Here is a 16621-nt window from a genome sequence, read left to right on the forward strand (position 1 = left end):
AAGCAAGTGTGTCCAAACGGAACGCAGGCTAGATCCGGCCACGTTGCTCACTCCTCCATCCGTTCCGCCATCTCGGCGTGATCCGCCTTTTCCAGGCGTTCCAGTCCCTTTTTCTTGATCTTCTCCACCAGGGTGGTGCGGTTGAGATTGAGCAGCCGGGCCGCTTTGTTCTTGTTCCAGCCGGTGCTGTCGAGGGCCGAGAGGATGAGCTGATTTTCGAACGAGGCCACCGCCCCGTTGAAGTCGAGCCCCTGGAGGATCTTCTGGCTCAGATCCTGGGTCGAGGCGGCGATCATGCGCGAGACCGCCTCGAGACCGCCATCGGTTTCGCCATCGCCGTCGGACTCGCCATCGCGATCGGCGTCGGCATCGGTTTCCGGCAGCGGGGCAGGGGTGAGGATGGGACGTTCCTGGAACGGGAACTCCTTGTCCGCCTCGCGCCCCCGAGCTTCGGCGCCGGCGGGGACGGACGAACGGATCTTGGGCGGCAGATCATCGTATTGGACACTCCCATCCGAGAGGATGGTCAGCCGTTCGATGAGATTTTCCAGTTCGCGCACGTTGCCTGGCCAGGGGTAGTGCTGAAAGATCTCCATGATCTCCCGTTCCACGTTGACGCGCGGGCGTTCATGGAGTTTGATGGAGCGTTCCAGGAAGTGGTTGACCAGCAGAGGAATGTCGCCATGGCGCTCGCGCAGGGCCGGGACGTGGATGGGCACCACGTTCAGACGGTAGAAAAGATCTTCGCGGAACCGTTTTTCCGCGACCTCCTTTTCGAGATCCTTGTGGGTGGCGGCGATCACCCGTACATCGACACGCACCGGCTTGACGGCGCCGACCGGTTCGACGATCTTCTCTTGCAAGACGCGCAGCATCTTGACCTGGAGCTTGGGGCTCATGTCGCCGATTTCGTCCAGAAACAGGGTGCCGCCATTGGCCAGCTCGAAGCGTCCGACGCGGGTGTTGGCCGCGCCGGTGAAGGCGCCGCGCACATGGCCGAAGAGTTCGGACTCCAGCAGGTCCTCGGGAATGGCCCCGCAGTTGACCGGTACCAGGGGTTGATCCTTGCGTGGCGACAGGTTATGCACCGCCCGTGCGATCAACTCCTTGCCCGTGCCGCTCTCGCCCTGGATCAGGATGGTCGAATTGGCCGAGGCGACCCGTTCGATCATCTTGAACAGTTTCAGCATACACGAGGATTTTCCGATGATTCCGTACATGGTATCGTCAACTCGATCTTTTGGGTTGCCGCGGGTCAGAGTCAGGCTTTCACAATGATCGCCAGGGATCCGCCGACCCCTGGGATCCCATGCATGGGGAGCGCGGAGAGTCATGCGTCAAAAATCCAACGAGAGAGTACGTTAATTTGGGCCCGATGCCAAGTCATCACAACCTTCAGCGCCAATTTTTCATTGCCATGAGTGGTCATATCCTTGACTCCGACAAAAATACCACGCCCCCTGGCCGATCCAGGAGGCGTGGCCCGCATGGCGATCCTTCGCCTGATCCGTGCCCGCACGACGTCGCCGGGTGGATTCGATGGGTGGCACGCCGGCTGGAGGCGGCGCAACTCTGCCATGCCAATGGAATGCAAGAACCATACCTGGAAGCCGAGTACCTTGTCTTGCATGCCTTTTCCATTCCGCTCGATACCAGGCCCGTCAAACGTCCGTCACCGCCCGCCGATGCCGAGGCGCGGGTGCGGCGTCTGTTGGAGTTGCGCGTCCACCAGCGCCAACCCGCTCCCTATGTCACCGGCGAGGCCTTCTTCGCCGGACACCGCTTTCTCGTCGATGCGCGGGTGCTGATCCCCCGCTCGCGCATCGAAAACATCCTCGATGACCCGCGCGGCTTTTCGCCCTGGTTCCCCAAGGGACCGCCACGCCGCATCCTCGACCTGTGTACCGGCAGTGGCTGTCTGGCCATCGCCCTGGCGCTGCTCCTGCCTCATGCCAAGGTGGATGGGGTCGATCTCTCCGGAGATGCCCTGGAGGTCGCCCGACTGAATCGGGAACGCTTCGGTCTGCGCGATCGGGTGCGCCTGATCGCCTCGGATCTCTTCGCCGCCTTGAAAGGGGATCGTTACGACCTGATCGTCACCAATCCCCCCTACGTGCCCCAGGCCGACTTCGACGCCCTGCCGCCCGAGTATCACCGCGAGCCGGCCATGGCCCTGGTCGCCGGAGAGGATGGGTTGGCGTTGATCGGACCGATCCTCGAACAGGCCCCGGATCATCTGAATCCGGGTGGTCTTTTGATCTGCGAGACCGGCGATGACGTGCAGGAGATCCTCATGCGACGTTGGCCGGATCTGCCGGTCGAATGGTTGCCGTTCCATTTCGGGGGGAGCGGGGTGTTCGCCGTCACGCGGGAATTGCTTGCGACGTGGTGTCAGCAGCACTTCCCTTGAGCCGCATTCTTGGTTACAGTAATCCATCATGAAGCGCATCGACTCCATCCCTGCCCATTTGGCCCCTGATTTCGCCTATTGTCGCGACATCGCCGTGGCACGCGCCGAGGAGTCGCCCCTCGGGGGACGGTTTCTCACGCGGCGGCTCAAACCCTATTGGTATGTGATCTGCGCCTTCTTCTGGACCGCGCGGGATTTCACCCGGCTGCGTGGCAGCGACGACGACCTCAAGCTGCAACTGATCGACGACTGGGCGCGTCGTCTGGAACAGGCCCGCTCCGGACAGCCGGATCACCCCATCTTTCGCGCCATGGCCCATCTGTTCGCGGTGACCGGCATGCCGGAAGCGCCGATGCATGCGCTGTTGATCGCCTGCCGGATGGATGTGACCAATCGGCGTCACGGTACGCTCGAGGAGCTGGACGAGTATGGACGGTTCGCCTCGGCGCCGTTGGGTCATCTGTTGTTGCATCTCCATCAGGAGATGGAAGAGTCCGCCGACGTGCGGCTGATCGACAAGTTGCGTCACTCCGACGCCTTGTGGACCGCCTTGTCGTGGACCGGCTTCTGGCGGGACCTCGGTTACGACTCGCGCGGGGAGGGGCCGTTGTATCTGCCCGAGATGGAAATGGGTTCGTTTGGGGTGGCCGAGGAGATGGTGTTGCAGCGGCGCTTCACCCCCATGGTGGGGAGTTTGATGCTGCATCTGATCGAGGAGACGCGGGCGCGCTTTTTGGCCGGTTCGCCGTTGATCGAGGAGGTGGATCGTCCGCTGCGCATGGAGTTGGCGTATGCCGTGGAGCGGGGGATGCTGCTGCTGGAGCGGATCGAAGAGCTGGGTGGGAATACCTTGCGCAACCGTCCGACGCTGAGTCAGTGGGAGCGGATGATCTGCTTGTGGCGGGCCATGGGGCGGGTGTCGAATTGAGGGGGGATTCTCCGCCATCACGGGTGGGGGATCATGTTCCCCACCGCCCCTCCCAGGGATAGGCCAGGGCGGAAAGACGAAAGCCGATATCCCCATCCGACCGCCCAGGATGATAACGATCCCGCGCCGCGCTCCGGATGCGTCCCTCGGACGCGTGCCACGACCCGCCCCGCAACACCCGCTCGCCACTCTCGGCGGCGTCGCAATACGGATTGATCTCCGGGGAGCGCGTGTAGAAATCGGCGAGAAACCAATCCCGCACCCACTCATGCACCTGCCCGTGCATGTCATGCAGGCCGAACCGGTTGGGCGGATGGGAGCCCACCGGAACCGTGCCACCCCGCATCCGGGCGTAATTGGCCTCATCCGGGGTGATTTCGTCCCCGCCCGCGTACCGACTCTCCCCATCCGCCCGACAGGCCCGCTCCCATTCGGCCTCGGTGGGCAGACGCACCAGACGATGACATCGCCAGGATAACCACTCGGCAAATGCCATGGCATCCTCATGGGAGACGTTGACCACCGGATGGTCATCGGTTTGCGAAAAACCGGGACGCTCCCAGTTGCTCCCGTCGCGCCGCTCGAAGCGGCCCGACTCCGGAATATACGGATTGGCCCAACCATCCCGATCCGCGCTGGTCTTGTAGCCCGAATCCCGCAGAAAAAACCGGAACTGCCCGCGCGTCACCGGAAAACGGGCCATCCAGAATCCGTCCACCCGCACCCGATGGCGCGGAGTGGCGCGCTTGTCCGAGGGTTGCAGGAGCCGATCCGGATGGGCATCTCCGGCCTCGGCCATACCCATGTGAAATACACCCGGCTCGATCCAGACGAACGCCATGGCAAACCCGCGGTAACGGGCGGTCCAGCTCTGCGGGGGGGTCGAATTTTCCAGCAAAGCCAGACCCGTGCGACGCTCTTCCAGCCGTTCCAACACCCGCGCCAATGGCCAACGCTTGACGTGATTTTTGGCGAGCATGCCGGTCAGAAGTTCGCGCAACGGTTCCGGACACCCCTCGGGGATCACGACCGGCTCCGGAGAACGCTGTCCCCGCGCCACCTTCAGCGATTCGCCGTTGTAGGCCGGCTGGCCGAACAACATGAAATAGAGGGTCATGCCCAGGGAGTAGACATCCGAGACCAGATAGCGTCGTTTTTTCCACACCTCCGGAGCCGTGTAACGGGAGGTGCCGGAAAAACGTGGGGCATGCTCCCCGAACCAGGATTCGGCCAGCCCCCAGTCGGCCAGCAACCAGGTCAGTCCGCCATCGGCTTCGATACGGCCAAGGATGTTGTCCGGCTTGATGTCCCGATGCACGAGAGGGGGTCTCAGGGCGTGGGCATGGATCATGGCCAGGACCGCGCGGTGCAGGATCGCCAGGGATTCGTCCATGGGGAGTCCACCACGGGCGCGCACAAAATGTTTCAGATCCCCACCGTCCAGATACGGGGTGACCAGACAGGCGCTCCCGTCGGCTTCGATCCAGTAGTCACGCATGGGCAACACGAACGGACACTCCACCATGCGGCGCAGATTCTCCTCCTCCCAGCCGAGCACCCGCTTGCCCACCTCCGTCGTGGCATGCTTGATGGCGAATCGCTCCGCGCTTTCCAGGGAAGTCGCGAGATAAACGTCCGCGAAAGAACCGGCACCAATCCGCTCGATCAGCCGATAACGCCCCGTCCCGAGCGCCGGCAGGGAGGGCCCAACCGCGCGGGCCTGTAGCATCAATGCCATGGTCTTCCCGATCAACCCCGATCAAAGCAGAAAAACCGCCTCCTCGAATGAAGAGACGGTTTTTCTGGTTACTGTGACAACGTGCCGGTCATCCGGTCCGTCCGGACGAATCCGGTTCGATTCTTACCACTCGATGCGCTCCATGTTGTGGAACTCCAGCACCGAACCATCGTACAGGGTGATGGTCCCGGAGGCATCGCCATCGGTGAAGTCGATGCTGCCATCGCTGTGCACCGTGTATTCGGCATCGGTCTGCAAGGTCCAATCCCCGGTGTGCTCGAGCGCGTGGGATGGACCACCGCCCGCATCCTCCAGATTGATGGTGTCGGTCCAGCCGCCACCCACGCCACCGTTGGCGGAATCCACGCCATCCTTGGAGCCGAAGAGGAAGAGATCATTCCCCGAACCGCCATCCATGGTGTCGTTTCCGGCGCCGGCATGGAAGACATCGTTGCCATCGCCGCCGACCATGGTGTCGTTGCCGGCACCACCATCGAGGATGTCGTTCCCCTTGCCGCCGTCGAGCGTATCGTTGCCGTCGCCGCCGAGCAGTTTGTCATTGCCGTCGCCGCCGGAGAGCTTGTCATCGCCCTTGCCGCCGTCCATCTGGTCGTTCTTGCTCGTACCGGTCAATTCGTCGGCTTTGTTGCTGCCCGAGGTGGTCTTGTCATAGCTGACCTTGGTCTCGGTGTAGTCGTGGGTCCCCTTGATGTCGCTGTAGTCGGGATGAGCCGGCTGGGCCTCTTGCTGACCACCCCCCTTGCCCGGATTGTCGTCATCCACGCCGTCGGCATCGTTGCCGTGGCCCTTGTCGTGATCGCCCTGGGCGCCATCGCCCGCCGAACCACTTTGGGCGCTGCCACCCTTGGAGCCGCCACCCGCCGACCCGCCCTTGGCCCCGCCACCCTTGGAGCCGCCGTCCGCCGAACCGTCCTGGGCGCTGCCACCCTTGGAGCCGCCGCCCTGGGAGCCACCCTTGGAGGCACCTGGATTGCTCGGATCGACCTTGCCCGGATCGTTCCCGTGGCCATTGTCGTCATGTTCCTTGGCACCACCCTTGGAAGCGCCTGCCCCCTTGGAGCCGCCGCCCGCCGACCCGCCCTTGGCCCCGCCAACCATGGCGCTGCCACCCTTGGAACCGCCGCCCGCCGATCCGCCCTTGGCCCCGCCCACCATGGCGCTGCCACCCTTGGAGCCGCCGCCCGCCGACCCGCCCTTGGCCCCGCCAACCATGGCGCTGCCACCCTTGGAGCCGCCGCCCGCCGACCCGCCCTTGGCCCCGCCAACCATGGCGCTGCCACCCTTGGAGCCGCCGCCCGCCGACCCGCCCTTGGCCCCGCCAACCATGGCGCTGCCACCCTTGGAGCCGCCGCCTGCCGACCCGCCCTTGGCCCCGCCAACCATGGCGCTGCCACCCTTGGAGCCGCCGCCCGCCGACCCGCCCTTGGCCCCGCCAACCATGGCGCTGCCACCCTTGGAGCCGCCGCCCGCCGACCCGCCCTTGGCCCCGCCAACCATGGCGCTGCCACCCTTGGAGCCGCCGCCCGCCGATCCGCCCTTGGCCCCGCCACCCTTGGAGCCGCCGCCTTGGGAGCCACCCTTGGAGGCACCTGGATTGCTCGGATCGACCTTGCCCGGATCGTTCCCGTGGCCATTGTCGTCATGTTCCTTGGCACCACCCTTGGAAGCGCCGGCACCCTTGGAGCCGCCGCCCTTGGAAGCACCGCCCTTGGAAGCACCGCCACCCTTGGAAGCGCCGGCACCCTTGGAGCCGCCGCCCGCCGATCCGCCCTTGGCCCCGCCAACCATGGCGCTGCCACCCTTGGAACCGCCGCCCGCCGACCCACCCTTGGCCCCGCCAACCATGGCGCTGCCACCCTTGGAGCCGCCGCCCGCCGATCCGCCTTTGGCCCCGCCACCCTTGGAGCCGCCGCCTTGGGAGCCACCCTTGGAGGCACCTGGATTGCTCGGATCGACCTTGCCCGGATCGTTCCCGTGGCCATTGTCGTCATGTTCCTTGGCACCACCCTTGGAAGCGCCGGCACCCTTGGAGCCGCCGCCCTTGGAAGCGCCGCCACTCTTGGAAGCGCCACCGCCCTTGGAACCGCCGCCCGCCGATCCGCCCTTGGCACCGCCAACCATGGCGCTGCCACCCTTGGAACCGCCGCCTGCCGACCCGCCCTTGGCCCCGCCACCCTTGGAGCCGCCGCCTTGGGAGCCACCCTTGGAGGCACCTGGATTGCTCGGATCGACCTTGCCCGGATCGTTCCCGTGGCCATTGTCGTCATGTTCCTTGGCACCACCCTTGGAAGCGCCGGCACCCTTGGAGCCGCCGCCCTTGGAAGCACCGCCACCCTTGGAAGCGCCGGCACCCTTGGAGCCGCCGCCCTTGGAGCCGCCGCCACCCTTGGAAGCACCGCCACCCTTGGAAGCGCCGGCACCCTTGGAGCCGCCGCCCTTGGAGCCGCCGCCACCCTTGGAAGCACCGCCACCCTTGGAAGCGCCGGCACCCTTGGAGCCGCCGCCCTTGGAGCCGCCGCCACCCTTGGAAGCGCCGGTCACATGATTTGCATCCTTGGAGCCGCCGCCCTTGGAAGCCGCTTTAGACTCTGCCACATCCACGGTGATTGAACCGTTGGCCGTGTGCATGTGTCCATCATCCTCGGTGGTCACCTGAATGCCGAGGTTGAAATCAGCCGTGCTTCCTTCCGGCGGGGTGATCGTCAGGTTCGGGATGGTCCAGGCAATCGGTTGACCAGCGGCATTATGCCCGGTTTCAGCCAGATCGGCTTTCGGGATGATCCATGTTCCTGGTTGTTCTCCAGCACTGCCAACACTCAATGTTGCTCCTTCGGGGACGTTCGTCAATACGATGTCGCCCGCCAATTTCTCGGAGCCATCGGTGTCGTGCAGGGCAAAACCGATTTCCAGCACCACTTCGCCATGTTCACCCGAACCGGCATCATGACCACCCTGCGAGGCTCCACCGTGGCTTCCACCCCCCTTGGAACCACCGCCACCATGCGAACCACCGCCGCCCTTGGAGCCGCCGCCCTTGGAAGCGCCTGCTCCCTTGGAAGCGCCGCCCTTGGAAGCGCCGCCCTTGGAAGCGCCGCCCTTGGAAGCGCCGCCCTTGGAAGCGCCGCCCTTGGAAGCGCCGCCCTTGGAAGCGCCGCCCTTGGAGCCGCCGCCCTTGGAGCCGCCGCCCTTGGAGCCGCCGCCCTTGGAGCCGCCGCCCTTGGAAGCGCCGCCCTTGGAAGCGCCGTCCTTGGAAGCGCCTGGATTGCTCGGATCGACCTTGCCCGGATCGTTCCCGTGGCCGTTGTCGTCATGCTCTTTACCCGAACCACCCTTGGATCCGCCACCCTTGGATCCGCCGCCTTTGGAGCCGCCACCCTTGGAGTTGCCATCCGAAGCCGGGGTGTGGGAATTGGTAGTAAAGGAGATATCATCCGCCACGGCCTCGACCGTGACATCGATGGTTCCTTCAGTGACCAACGGTTGACCATCTTCCATCGTGGTGACGCGCACACCCACCGAGAATTCAGCATCACTGTTCGCCGGCGGTGTGATCGTCAGACCAGGAACTTCCCAGGCAACCGGGTTGCCCGCCGCATTGGTTTCGGTCACATGCAGGGCTTCCTGCGGGATGATCCAGGTGTTGTCCGGACCCGCGCTGCCGATGTTCAGCATGGCGCCATCCGGAATATCCGTGAGCACGATGTCGCCCGACAACGTTTCCGAGCTGTTGTCATCCTGGAGGGCAAAACTGATCTCCAGAGGAATGGGTTGATCTTCGTTGCCTGCCGCATCCGGCGTTTCCAACACTGGCGGCTCTGGAGCCGTCGGGCTGGTGGGCGAGGTCACCGTGGTCGGCGTTGTGGCCGAGGTCACCGTGGTCGGCGTTGTGGCGCTGGTCACGGTGGTCGGCGTCGTTGGGGACGTCACGGTGGTCGGCGTTGTGGCGCTGGTCACGGTGGTCGGCGTCGTTGGGGACGTCACGGTGGTCGGCGTTGTGGCCGAGGTGACCGTGGTCGGCGTTGTGGCGCTGGTCACGGTGGTCGGCGTTGTGGCCGAGGTGACCGTGGTCGGCGTTGTGGCGCTGGTCACGGTGGTCGGCGTTGTGGCCGAGGTGACTGTGGTCGGCGTTGTGGCGCTGGTCACGGTGGTCGGCGTTGTGGCCGAGGTGACCGTGGTCGGCGTTGTGGCGCTGGTCACGGTGGTCGGCGTTGTGGCCGAGGTGACCGTGGTCGGCGTTGTGGCGCTGGTCACGGTGGTCGGCGTTGTGGCCGAGGTGACCGTGGTCGGCGTTGTGGCGCTGGTCACGGTGGTCGGCGTTGTGGCCGAGGTGACCGTGGTCGGTGTGGTCGCGCTGGTCACGGTGGTCGGCGTTGTGGCCGAGGTGACCGTGGTCGGCGTTGTGGCGCTGGTCACGGTGGTCGGCGTTGTGGCCGAGGTGACCGTGGTCGGTGTGGTCGCGCTGGTCACGGTGGTCGGCGTTGTGGCCGAGGTGACCGTGGTCGGCGTTGTGGCGCTGGTCACGGTGGTCGGCGTTGTGGCCGAGGTGACCGTGGTCGGTGTGGTCGCGCTGGTCACGGTGGTCGGCGTTGTGGCCGAGGTGACCGTGGTCGGCGTTGTGGCGCTGGTCACGGTGGTCGGCGTTGTGGCCGAGGTGACCGTGGTCGGTGTGGTCGCGCTGGTCACGGTGGTCGGCGTTGTGGCCGAGGTGACCGTGGTCGGCGTTGTGGCGCTGGTCACGGTGGTCGGCGTTGTGGCCGAGGTGACCGTGGTCGGCGTTGTGGCGCTGGTCACGGTGGTCGGTGTGGTCGCGCTGGTCACGGTGGTCGGCGTTGTGGCGCTGGTCACGGTGGTCGGCGTCGTTGGGGACGTCACGGTGGTCGGCGTTGTGGCGCTGGTCACGGTGGTCGGCGTCGTTGGGGACGTCACGGTGGTCGGCGTTGTGGCCGAGGTGACCGTGGTCGGCGTGGTCGCGCTGGTCACGGTGGTCGGCGTTGTGGCCGAGGTGACCGTGGTCGGCGTGGTCGCGCTGGTCACGGTGGTCGGCGTTGTGGCCGAGGTGACCGTGGTCGGCGTGGTCGCGCTGGTCACGGTGGTCGGCGTTGTGGCCGAGGTGACCGTGGTCGGCGTTGTGGCGCTGGTCACGGTGGTCGGTGTGGTCGCGCTGGTCACGGTGGTCGGCGTTGTGGCGCTGGTCACGGTGGTCGGCGTTGTGGCCGAGGTGACGGTGGTCGGCGTTGTGGCGCTGGTCACGGTGGTCGGCGTTGTGGCCGAGGTGACGGTGGTCGGCGTTGTGGCGCTGGTCACGGTGGTCGGCGTTGTGGCCGAGGTGACGGTGGTCGGCGTTGTGGCCGAGGTGACGGTGGTCGGCGTTGTGGCGCTGGTCACGGTGGTCGGCGTGGTCGGGGACGTCACGGTGGTCGGCGTTGTGGCCGAGGTGACGGTGGTCGGCGTTGTGGCCGAGGTGACGGTGGTCGGCGTTGTGGCGCTGGTCACGGTGGTCGGCGTTGTGGCCGAGGTGACGGTGGTCGGCGTTGTGGCCGAGGTGACGGTGGTCGGCGTTGTGGCGCTGGTCACGGTGGTCGGCGTGGTCGGGGACGTCACGGTGGTCGGCGTTGTGGCCGAGGTGACCGTGGTCGGCGTGGTCGCGCTGGTCACGGTGGTCGGCGTTGTGGCGCTGGTCACGGTGGTCGGCGTGGTCGGGGACGTCACGGTGGTCGGCGTTGTGGCCGAGGTGACCGTGGTTGGTGTGGTCGCGCTGGTCACGGTGGTCGGCGTTGTGGCCGAGGTGACGGTGGTCGGCGTTGTGGCGCTGGTCACGGTGGTCGGCGTTGTGGCCGAGGTGACGGTGGTCGGCGTTGTGGCGCTGGTCACGGTGGTCGGCGTTGTGGCCGAGGTGACGGTGGTCGGCGTTGTGGCGCTGGTCACGGTGGTCGGCGTTGTGGCCGAGGTGACGGTGGTCGGCGTTGTGGCGCTGGTCACGGTGGTCGGCGTTGTGGCCGAGGTGACGGTGGTCGGCGTTGTGGCCGAGGTGACGGTGGTCGGCGTTGTGGCGCTGGTCACGGTGGTCGGCGTTGTGGCCGAGGTGACCGTGGTTGGCGTGGTCGCGCTGGTCACGGTGGTCGGCGTTGTGGCGCTGGTCACGGTGGTCGGCGTCGTCGGGGACGTCACGGTGGTCGGCGTTGTGGCCGAGGTGACCGTGGTCGGTGTGGTCGCGCTGGTCACGGTGGTCGGCGTTGTGGCCGAGGTGACCGTGGTCGGCGTTGTGGCGCTGGTCACGGTGGTCGGCGTTGTGGCCGAGGTGACGGTGGTCGGCGTTGTGGCGCTGGTCACGGTGGTCGGCGTGGTCGGGGACGTCACGGTGGTCGGCGTTGTGGCCGAGGTGACGGTGGTCGGCGTTGTGGCGCTGGTCACGGTGGTCGGCGTTGTGGCCGAGGTGACCGTGGTCGGCGTTGTGGCGCTGGTCACGGTGGTCGGCGTTGTGGCCGAGGTGACCGTGGTTGGCGTCGTTGGGGACGTCACGGTGGTCGGCGTTGTGGCCGAGGTGACGGTGGTCGGCGTTGTGGCGCTGGTCACGGTGGTCGGCGTTGTGGCCGAGGTCACCGTGGTCGGCGTTGTGGCGCTGGTCACGGTGGTCGGCGTCGTTGGGGACGTCACGGTGGTCGGCGTCGTTGGGGACGTCACGGTGGTCGGCGTCGTTGGGGACGTCACGGTGGTCGGCGTCGTTGGGGACGTCACGGTGGTCGGCGTCGTTGGGGACGTCACGGTGGTCGGCGTCGTTGGGGACGTCACGGTGGTCGGCGTCGTTGGGGACGTCACGGTGGTCGGCGTGGTCGGGGACGTCACGGTGGTCGGCGTGGTCGGGGACGTCACGGTGGTCGGCGTCGTTGGGGACGTCACACCGGCAGTTGCCTGAATCTGTGCCAGGGTCGGAGCAGAGGGAATCGCTGGCGCTGCCGGCTCGGCGGCCTGCACGGGCGCGGTCGGGCTGGTCGGCGTTGTGGCCGTGGTCGGTGCGGTCGGCGTGGTCGGCGTGGTCGGCGACGTGGTGTCGATCACCGGTTCCTCCGGCGCCACCTGCGCATCCTCGGCGCTCGGCACCGGCTGCGCCGGCTCCTCGGCTCCAGACTGTTGCGTCACCTCTTCGGTCGGGGCTTGGGCCGCCGCCTTCTCCGCTCCAGATGGGGGAGGGGTCACGTCACCCTGAACCGGCTTGTCATCCTCGGCAAAAATTCCCTCGGTCTCCTGGGTCTCGGACAGGCCATCCTTGATCTCCAGGCCACTGCCCATCTGGATCGATCCCAGAGCTTGCAGATCTTCGTTCGAGTTCCCCTGATCGGTGAACGACGAGGCCTCGGCGGACATGTCCACGGTCCGGGTCTGCTGCAACACCGTCAGGTCGTCCAATGTTTGACGGGACTCCTCCTCCTCATCCACCACCGGAGCGGGATTGCGGTTTTCGGTCTCCTCGGCCATGGTCTTCGTCCTCGTCAAAAGGCCTGCGCGGTGCGATCAGGCGGGTTGAAACAGGGGTGAACTCTTAACCAATATGAATCGATCAAGCGAAAAATTTACTCAAATGATTGCAAAGAAAAAATCTGCCAGCCTTGGCCTCGCCGCATCCAACCGGTTTTTGGCTGCCACGTCGTCTGCCCGGTAACTTGCATGATGGGGGGAGATTCCCCTCACCCTCCGTACCATGGACCTCCCTTCGAGCGTTCCATGATAACGTATGCGGGCATAAAGCAACATTTTCGACGTGGATATACGATATCCCCTTGCCGTGAGGCAGGATAGCGCAAAAATGCAGATCTATACCATTGGCTATACCAACGTTGGGCAAGGAGGGACGCGCGCCCGGAATGCCGTTCGGGCGCGCGTGGGGGGTGTCAGCGAGACTGGGTTTGCGTGGGCAGAAGGGTGGGGGCCAAACCTTGGAAAAACCGACTGAAAACCGATCCCTCGTCCACGCCGCGCCGCAACTCGGCCAGCTCCGATCGGCTCACGTCCCCCTTTTTGTCCAACAGGCGTACCGCCGCCTTGTAGAACGCGCCCTCGGGGAAGTTATGTCCCAGCACCGCCGCATGGTTGCGCGCCTCTTCGGGCAGTCCCAGCCGCTGCGAGGCCAGGACCAGACTGAACAACGCCTCCTCGGCGAACGGGGTGGTCTGGAATTCCGGATGGTGGGCCACCTGTATGAACCGGTTGACCGCCGCGATATACTCCTCCCGGTCCAGATAGAACCGCGCCACCACCATCTCCTGTTCGGCGAGACGATTCACGCACAACCGCAGCATCCGCTGTGCCTCGAAGGCATAATCGGACTTCGGAAAACGGGTGATCAGCTCGCGAAACGCCGTCACCGCCTCGCGGGTACGGTTCTGATCCCGATAGGAGTCGGCGATGCGTTGATAGTGGGCCAATCCGCGCATGTAGAACGCATACGCCACATGCCGATGGCGCGGATGCAGACGGATGAACCGCAAGGCCGATCCCACCGTCTCCTCGTAATCGCCGTTCTTGTATTGGGCATAGATCAGATTCAGCTGTGCCCGCGTGGCATAAGGGGAGAAGGGGTGTTTTTGATCGATCTGCTGGAACCGGTCCGCCGCCGCCTTGAACCGCTCGTTCTTCAGTCCGAGCATCCCCTCCTGGTACAGCTCTTCCGGTGGTTTGGTCGGCGCGATCTCCGGTCCGCTGGAACAGCCACCCGTCAGCACCATCATCCACAACACGCAAGCGATCCAAAAACGATTACCCATGATGAAATTCCAGTATTCAAGTGGACGGAAGGGTTGCGACACGCAACCGATCTTGACAGAATAAAGGAAAAGCGTCTCCCCGCGAAAGCGCTCGCGCGACCCACCCGCATATTTTCAAAAAGCCATCATGATCCTGATCCCATCCACCGCGTCTCCGGACCGCCCGTCGCCCGATGCCGTCTGCCACGCCATCGCCCAACGCAACGGTTCGCCGCTGTTTCTGGTGTCGCGACTGCTGGGAGGGGCCAAGCGGCGCCTGTTCATCAGCGCCTACGCCGCCATGCGGGTGATCGATGATCTGGTGGATGAGAATTTTCTCGCCCTCCCCAGGGAGCAGCGTCCCGGCCAACGGGAGCGGGTTCTCGAGAAGATCGAAACCTGGCGTCTCCAGGCCCGTGCCGCCAGCCGACACGCCTTCACCCCGCGCGCGGACTCCTTTCATCCGGATGTTTTTCTTGCCCTCAACGAGACCATCGGTCAGAGCGATCTGGGCGATTGGCCTTGGGATGCCCTGGCCGATGCCATGCGTCACGATGTCCACGAGCAGGAGATCGTCACCTGGGAGGATTTTCTCGCCTACTGTGAGGGGGCGACCGTCTCTCCGGCGGCCACCTTCGCCTATATCCTCGCCTGCGAGGTTCAGGACGGTCACTATCGATTGAACCGGCCCGACCCCTTCTGTCGCGACCAGGTGCGCGACATGGCGATCTTCTGCTATCTGATCCACATTGCCCGTGACCTGGCCAAGGATGCCCGCAAGGACCGCCAGTTGATCACCATTCCCACCGGGATGCTCGCCGAGGCCGGATTCGGTCGCGATACCCTGGCCGCCGGACTCGACCGCAAGGCCTCCCTGATCCCGTTGATCCGCGCCCTGACCGACCGCGCGTCGGAACGGCTCGCCACCGGACTCGACCCCATCGCCCGTCTGCCGTTGCGCACCCTGGAGCGGTGGATCCTCGACCGCCTGCTCAACAAATACCGCGCGCTGCACCTCCAGTTGATCGAAAATCCTCTTCGGTATTTGTAACCCCCCCGGACGATTCGCCCGACTCGTTGGATGGGCCTGGTGGCGCGTGATGCCCCGGCCCGCGTCGAATCGCTGCGCGGGTCACGACTCCCGCGTCAGGAGAAACTCGGCCAGGGGACGGTCGAAATGGTTGATGTGTTGGGCCTCCCAGGTGAAGAGCGCGTCGATGTCGAACCCCTCCTGACCATCGGCGGCAAAGGTGGTCTGGAACATCGGCCCCTCCAGCAACGCCTGGTGGGCGGCGATATGCGCCGCCGCGTCGGAAAGGTCGCGTGTCCGCATGAGCTGGTTTTCCGCCTCGAAGTGCCTGTCGAACCAGCCATGCAATCCCCGCAGCCGCTCGGCGACGATGGTCGGATCACACCCTTCGGTCAAAAGCCCCTTCAAGTCGTTGAGTTGATCCAACAGTTCCTGATGCTGTCGGTCCAACCCCTCGATCCCGGTCACCGGAAAGCGCAGCCATTTGAAGGTGAGTTTTTTGTTGTGGGCGAGGATCACTACGGCCATGGCCTTTCTCCCTTGTTGAGCCACGATGGAACGCACCCCGGAAGTGGGTATCTCGTGAATCTTGTCGGTCATGAGCAGGACTCCCCCTCCGGGTCCATGCGCCGACGCGCCCCGGCCAGAAGCTCGGGAATCGGCAGGCCACGCGGACAGCGCGGCAGACAGTCGCCGCAGCGGTCGCAGGTTTCCAGTCGGGCGCCAGGCACCCAGTGATCGCCGGGACGCATCATGTCGTAACGATAGCGGGCGAAATGCGTCATGTCAAAACAGTGAATCAAATGATCCATGCGCAGGATCTCCGGGATTTCGATCCCCTGGGGACAGGGCAGGCAAGCGAAACACCCCTGTCCGCAGTCGTTGAGCGCGGAGCGGGATTCCGCCGCCGCCAGACGCCAGGCGATCTCCCGTTCGGCATCTCCCCAGGCGGGCGCATGCCGCAACCCGTCCAGATGCAGGGGCAGTTGGGTCGGATCGCTCAGGCCGATGCTCAGGGTGTGGATTCCGTTCTGGGCCAGCAGCCATCGTTCGTTGAACTGCGCCGGCTGCAAGGGGGCGGTCAACAGACGCAGCCGTTCCGGCGGATCGTAGAGTCGTCCGCCCTTGTCGTTGGGCGAGATGATCAGAACTCCCATGCCCAGGGCGTTGGCCAGGGCCACGGCGGCGTGGTTGGCGCGTCGGAACCGGTAATAGTGGAGATTGACGAAATCGAAATGGCCGGTGGCGAGGATTCTCAGCAACAGCGGTGGCGCCGCGTGGCCGGAGAAGCCGATGGCGCCGATCAACCCTTCGTCGCGGGCCTGATGAAGGGCGGTCATCACCCCGTTTCTGGCGCCGAGGGCCTGAAGGTGCGTTTCGCGGTTCAGGCCGTGCAGGGCGAACAGATCGATGCGATCACACCCCAGACGGGTGATGGAATCGTCGATCCACTGGCGCATCTCCCGCGCGGTGGGGGCGGGCGGGGCTTTGGTCATGATGTGGTAGCGTTCGCGGGGCACCCCGACCCGGGGCAGCACCGCGCCGAGCAGTCGTTCGCTCTTGCCGTAGCCGCGTGCGGTTTCGATCAGGTTGATCCCGGCGGACAGGGCGGTGGAGACGATCGCGAAGGTCGATTCCAGGCTCTCTTCCGGCAGATGATCGTGGGGCGTCTCCCAGCCGCGCGGCAGGCGCATGGTCCCGAGGGTCAACACCGAGACATCCAGGCCGGTCTTGCCGAAGCGACGTCGTTCCATGG

General features: G+C 65.3%; 11 protein-coding genes. 5 read left to right on the forward strand and 6 right to left on the reverse strand.

Features of this window, described 5'->3' with window-relative positions; genetic code table 11:
• Nucleotides 1-47: 47 nt before the first annotated feature.
• Complete coding sequence (locus ACOY6C_RS15850; RefSeq protein ID WP_420906493.1) at nt 48-1220, reverse strand: sigma-54 interaction domain-containing protein; 1173 nt, start codon at nt 1218-1220, stop codon at nt 48-50.
• A gap of 314 nt (nt 1221-1534) precedes the next feature.
• Between ACOY6C_RS15850 and prmB the strand changes: the two genes are divergently transcribed.
• Complete coding sequence (gene prmB, locus ACOY6C_RS15855) at nt 1535-2410, forward strand: 50S ribosomal protein L3 N(5)-glutamine methyltransferase (RefSeq protein ID WP_420906699.1); 876 nt, start codon at nt 1535-1537, stop codon at nt 2408-2410.
• 28 nt (nt 2411-2438) lie between these two features.
• Nucleotides 2439-3338 (forward strand): phytoene/squalene synthase family protein, encoded by a 900-nt coding sequence (locus ACOY6C_RS15860; protein ID WP_420906494.1) that lies wholly within the window; start codon nt 2439-2441, stop codon nt 3336-3338.
• Nucleotides 3339-3369: 31 nt separating this feature from the next.
• Here the strand turns inward: ACOY6C_RS15860 and ACOY6C_RS15865 are convergent, their stop codons facing one another.
• On the reverse strand, nt 3370-5076 hold the full coding sequence (locus ACOY6C_RS15865; protein WP_420906495.1) for a bifunctional serine/threonine-protein kinase/formylglycine-generating enzyme family protein: 1707 nt from the start codon (nt 5074-5076) through the stop codon (nt 3370-3372).
• Nucleotides 5077-5199: 123 nt separating this feature from the next.
• On the reverse strand, nt 5200-8997 hold the full coding sequence (locus tag ACOY6C_RS15870) for a calcium-binding protein (RefSeq protein ID WP_420906496.1): 3798 nt from the start codon (nt 8995-8997) through the stop codon (nt 5200-5202).
• Here ACOY6C_RS15870 and ACOY6C_RS15875 point away from each other — a divergent pair.
• Nucleotides 8930-12010, forward strand: coding sequence for a hypothetical protein (locus tag ACOY6C_RS15875; RefSeq protein ID WP_420906497.1), 3081 nt, complete (start codon nt 8930-8932; stop codon nt 12008-12010). The genes ACOY6C_RS15870 and ACOY6C_RS15875 overlap by 68 nt on opposite strands.
• An 84-nt stretch (nt 12011-12094) precedes the next feature.
• Nucleotides 12095-12301 carry a hypothetical protein gene (locus tag ACOY6C_RS15880; RefSeq protein ID WP_420906498.1) on the forward strand — a complete coding sequence of 69 codons (207 nt, stop codon included), beginning with the start codon at nt 12095-12097 and terminating at the stop codon, nt 12299-12301.
• A gap of 682 nt (nt 12302-12983) precedes the next feature.
• On the opposite strand, the gene ACOY6C_RS15885 is transcribed toward ACOY6C_RS15880, so the two are convergent.
• A complete protein-coding gene (locus ACOY6C_RS15885; RefSeq protein WP_420906499.1) occupies nt 12984-13856 on the reverse strand; it encodes an outer membrane protein assembly factor BamD in 873 nt (290 codons plus the stop codon).
• Between the two features lie 127 nt (nt 13857-13983).
• Between ACOY6C_RS15885 and ACOY6C_RS15890 the strand changes: the two genes are divergently transcribed.
• On the forward strand, nt 13984-14886 hold the full coding sequence (locus ACOY6C_RS15890; RefSeq protein WP_420906500.1) for a phytoene/squalene synthase family protein: 903 nt from the start codon (nt 13984-13986) through the stop codon (nt 14884-14886).
• A gap of 81 nt (nt 14887-14967) precedes the next feature.
• Here ACOY6C_RS15890 and ACOY6C_RS15895 read toward each other — a convergent pair whose 3' ends face one another.
• Entirely contained in the window at nt 14968-15393 is a 426-nt protein-coding gene (locus ACOY6C_RS15895) for a hemerythrin domain-containing protein (RefSeq protein WP_420906501.1), read from the reverse strand.
• Between the two features lie 68 nt (nt 15394-15461).
• The gene (locus ACOY6C_RS15900) at nt 15462-16619 is read right to left on the reverse strand and encodes an aldo/keto reductase (RefSeq protein WP_420906502.1); all 1158 of its coding nucleotides are present in this window, start codon (nt 16617-16619) and stop codon (nt 15462-15464) included.
• Between the last annotated feature and the right edge of the window lie 2 nt (nt 16620-16621).

Origin of the sequence: Candidatus Magnetaquiglobus chichijimensis (assembly GCF_045865675.1) — a bacterium.
Taxonomy (GTDB): Bacteria; Pseudomonadota; Magnetococcia; order Magnetococcales; family Magnetaquicoccaceae; genus Magnetaquiglobus; species Magnetaquiglobus chichijimensis.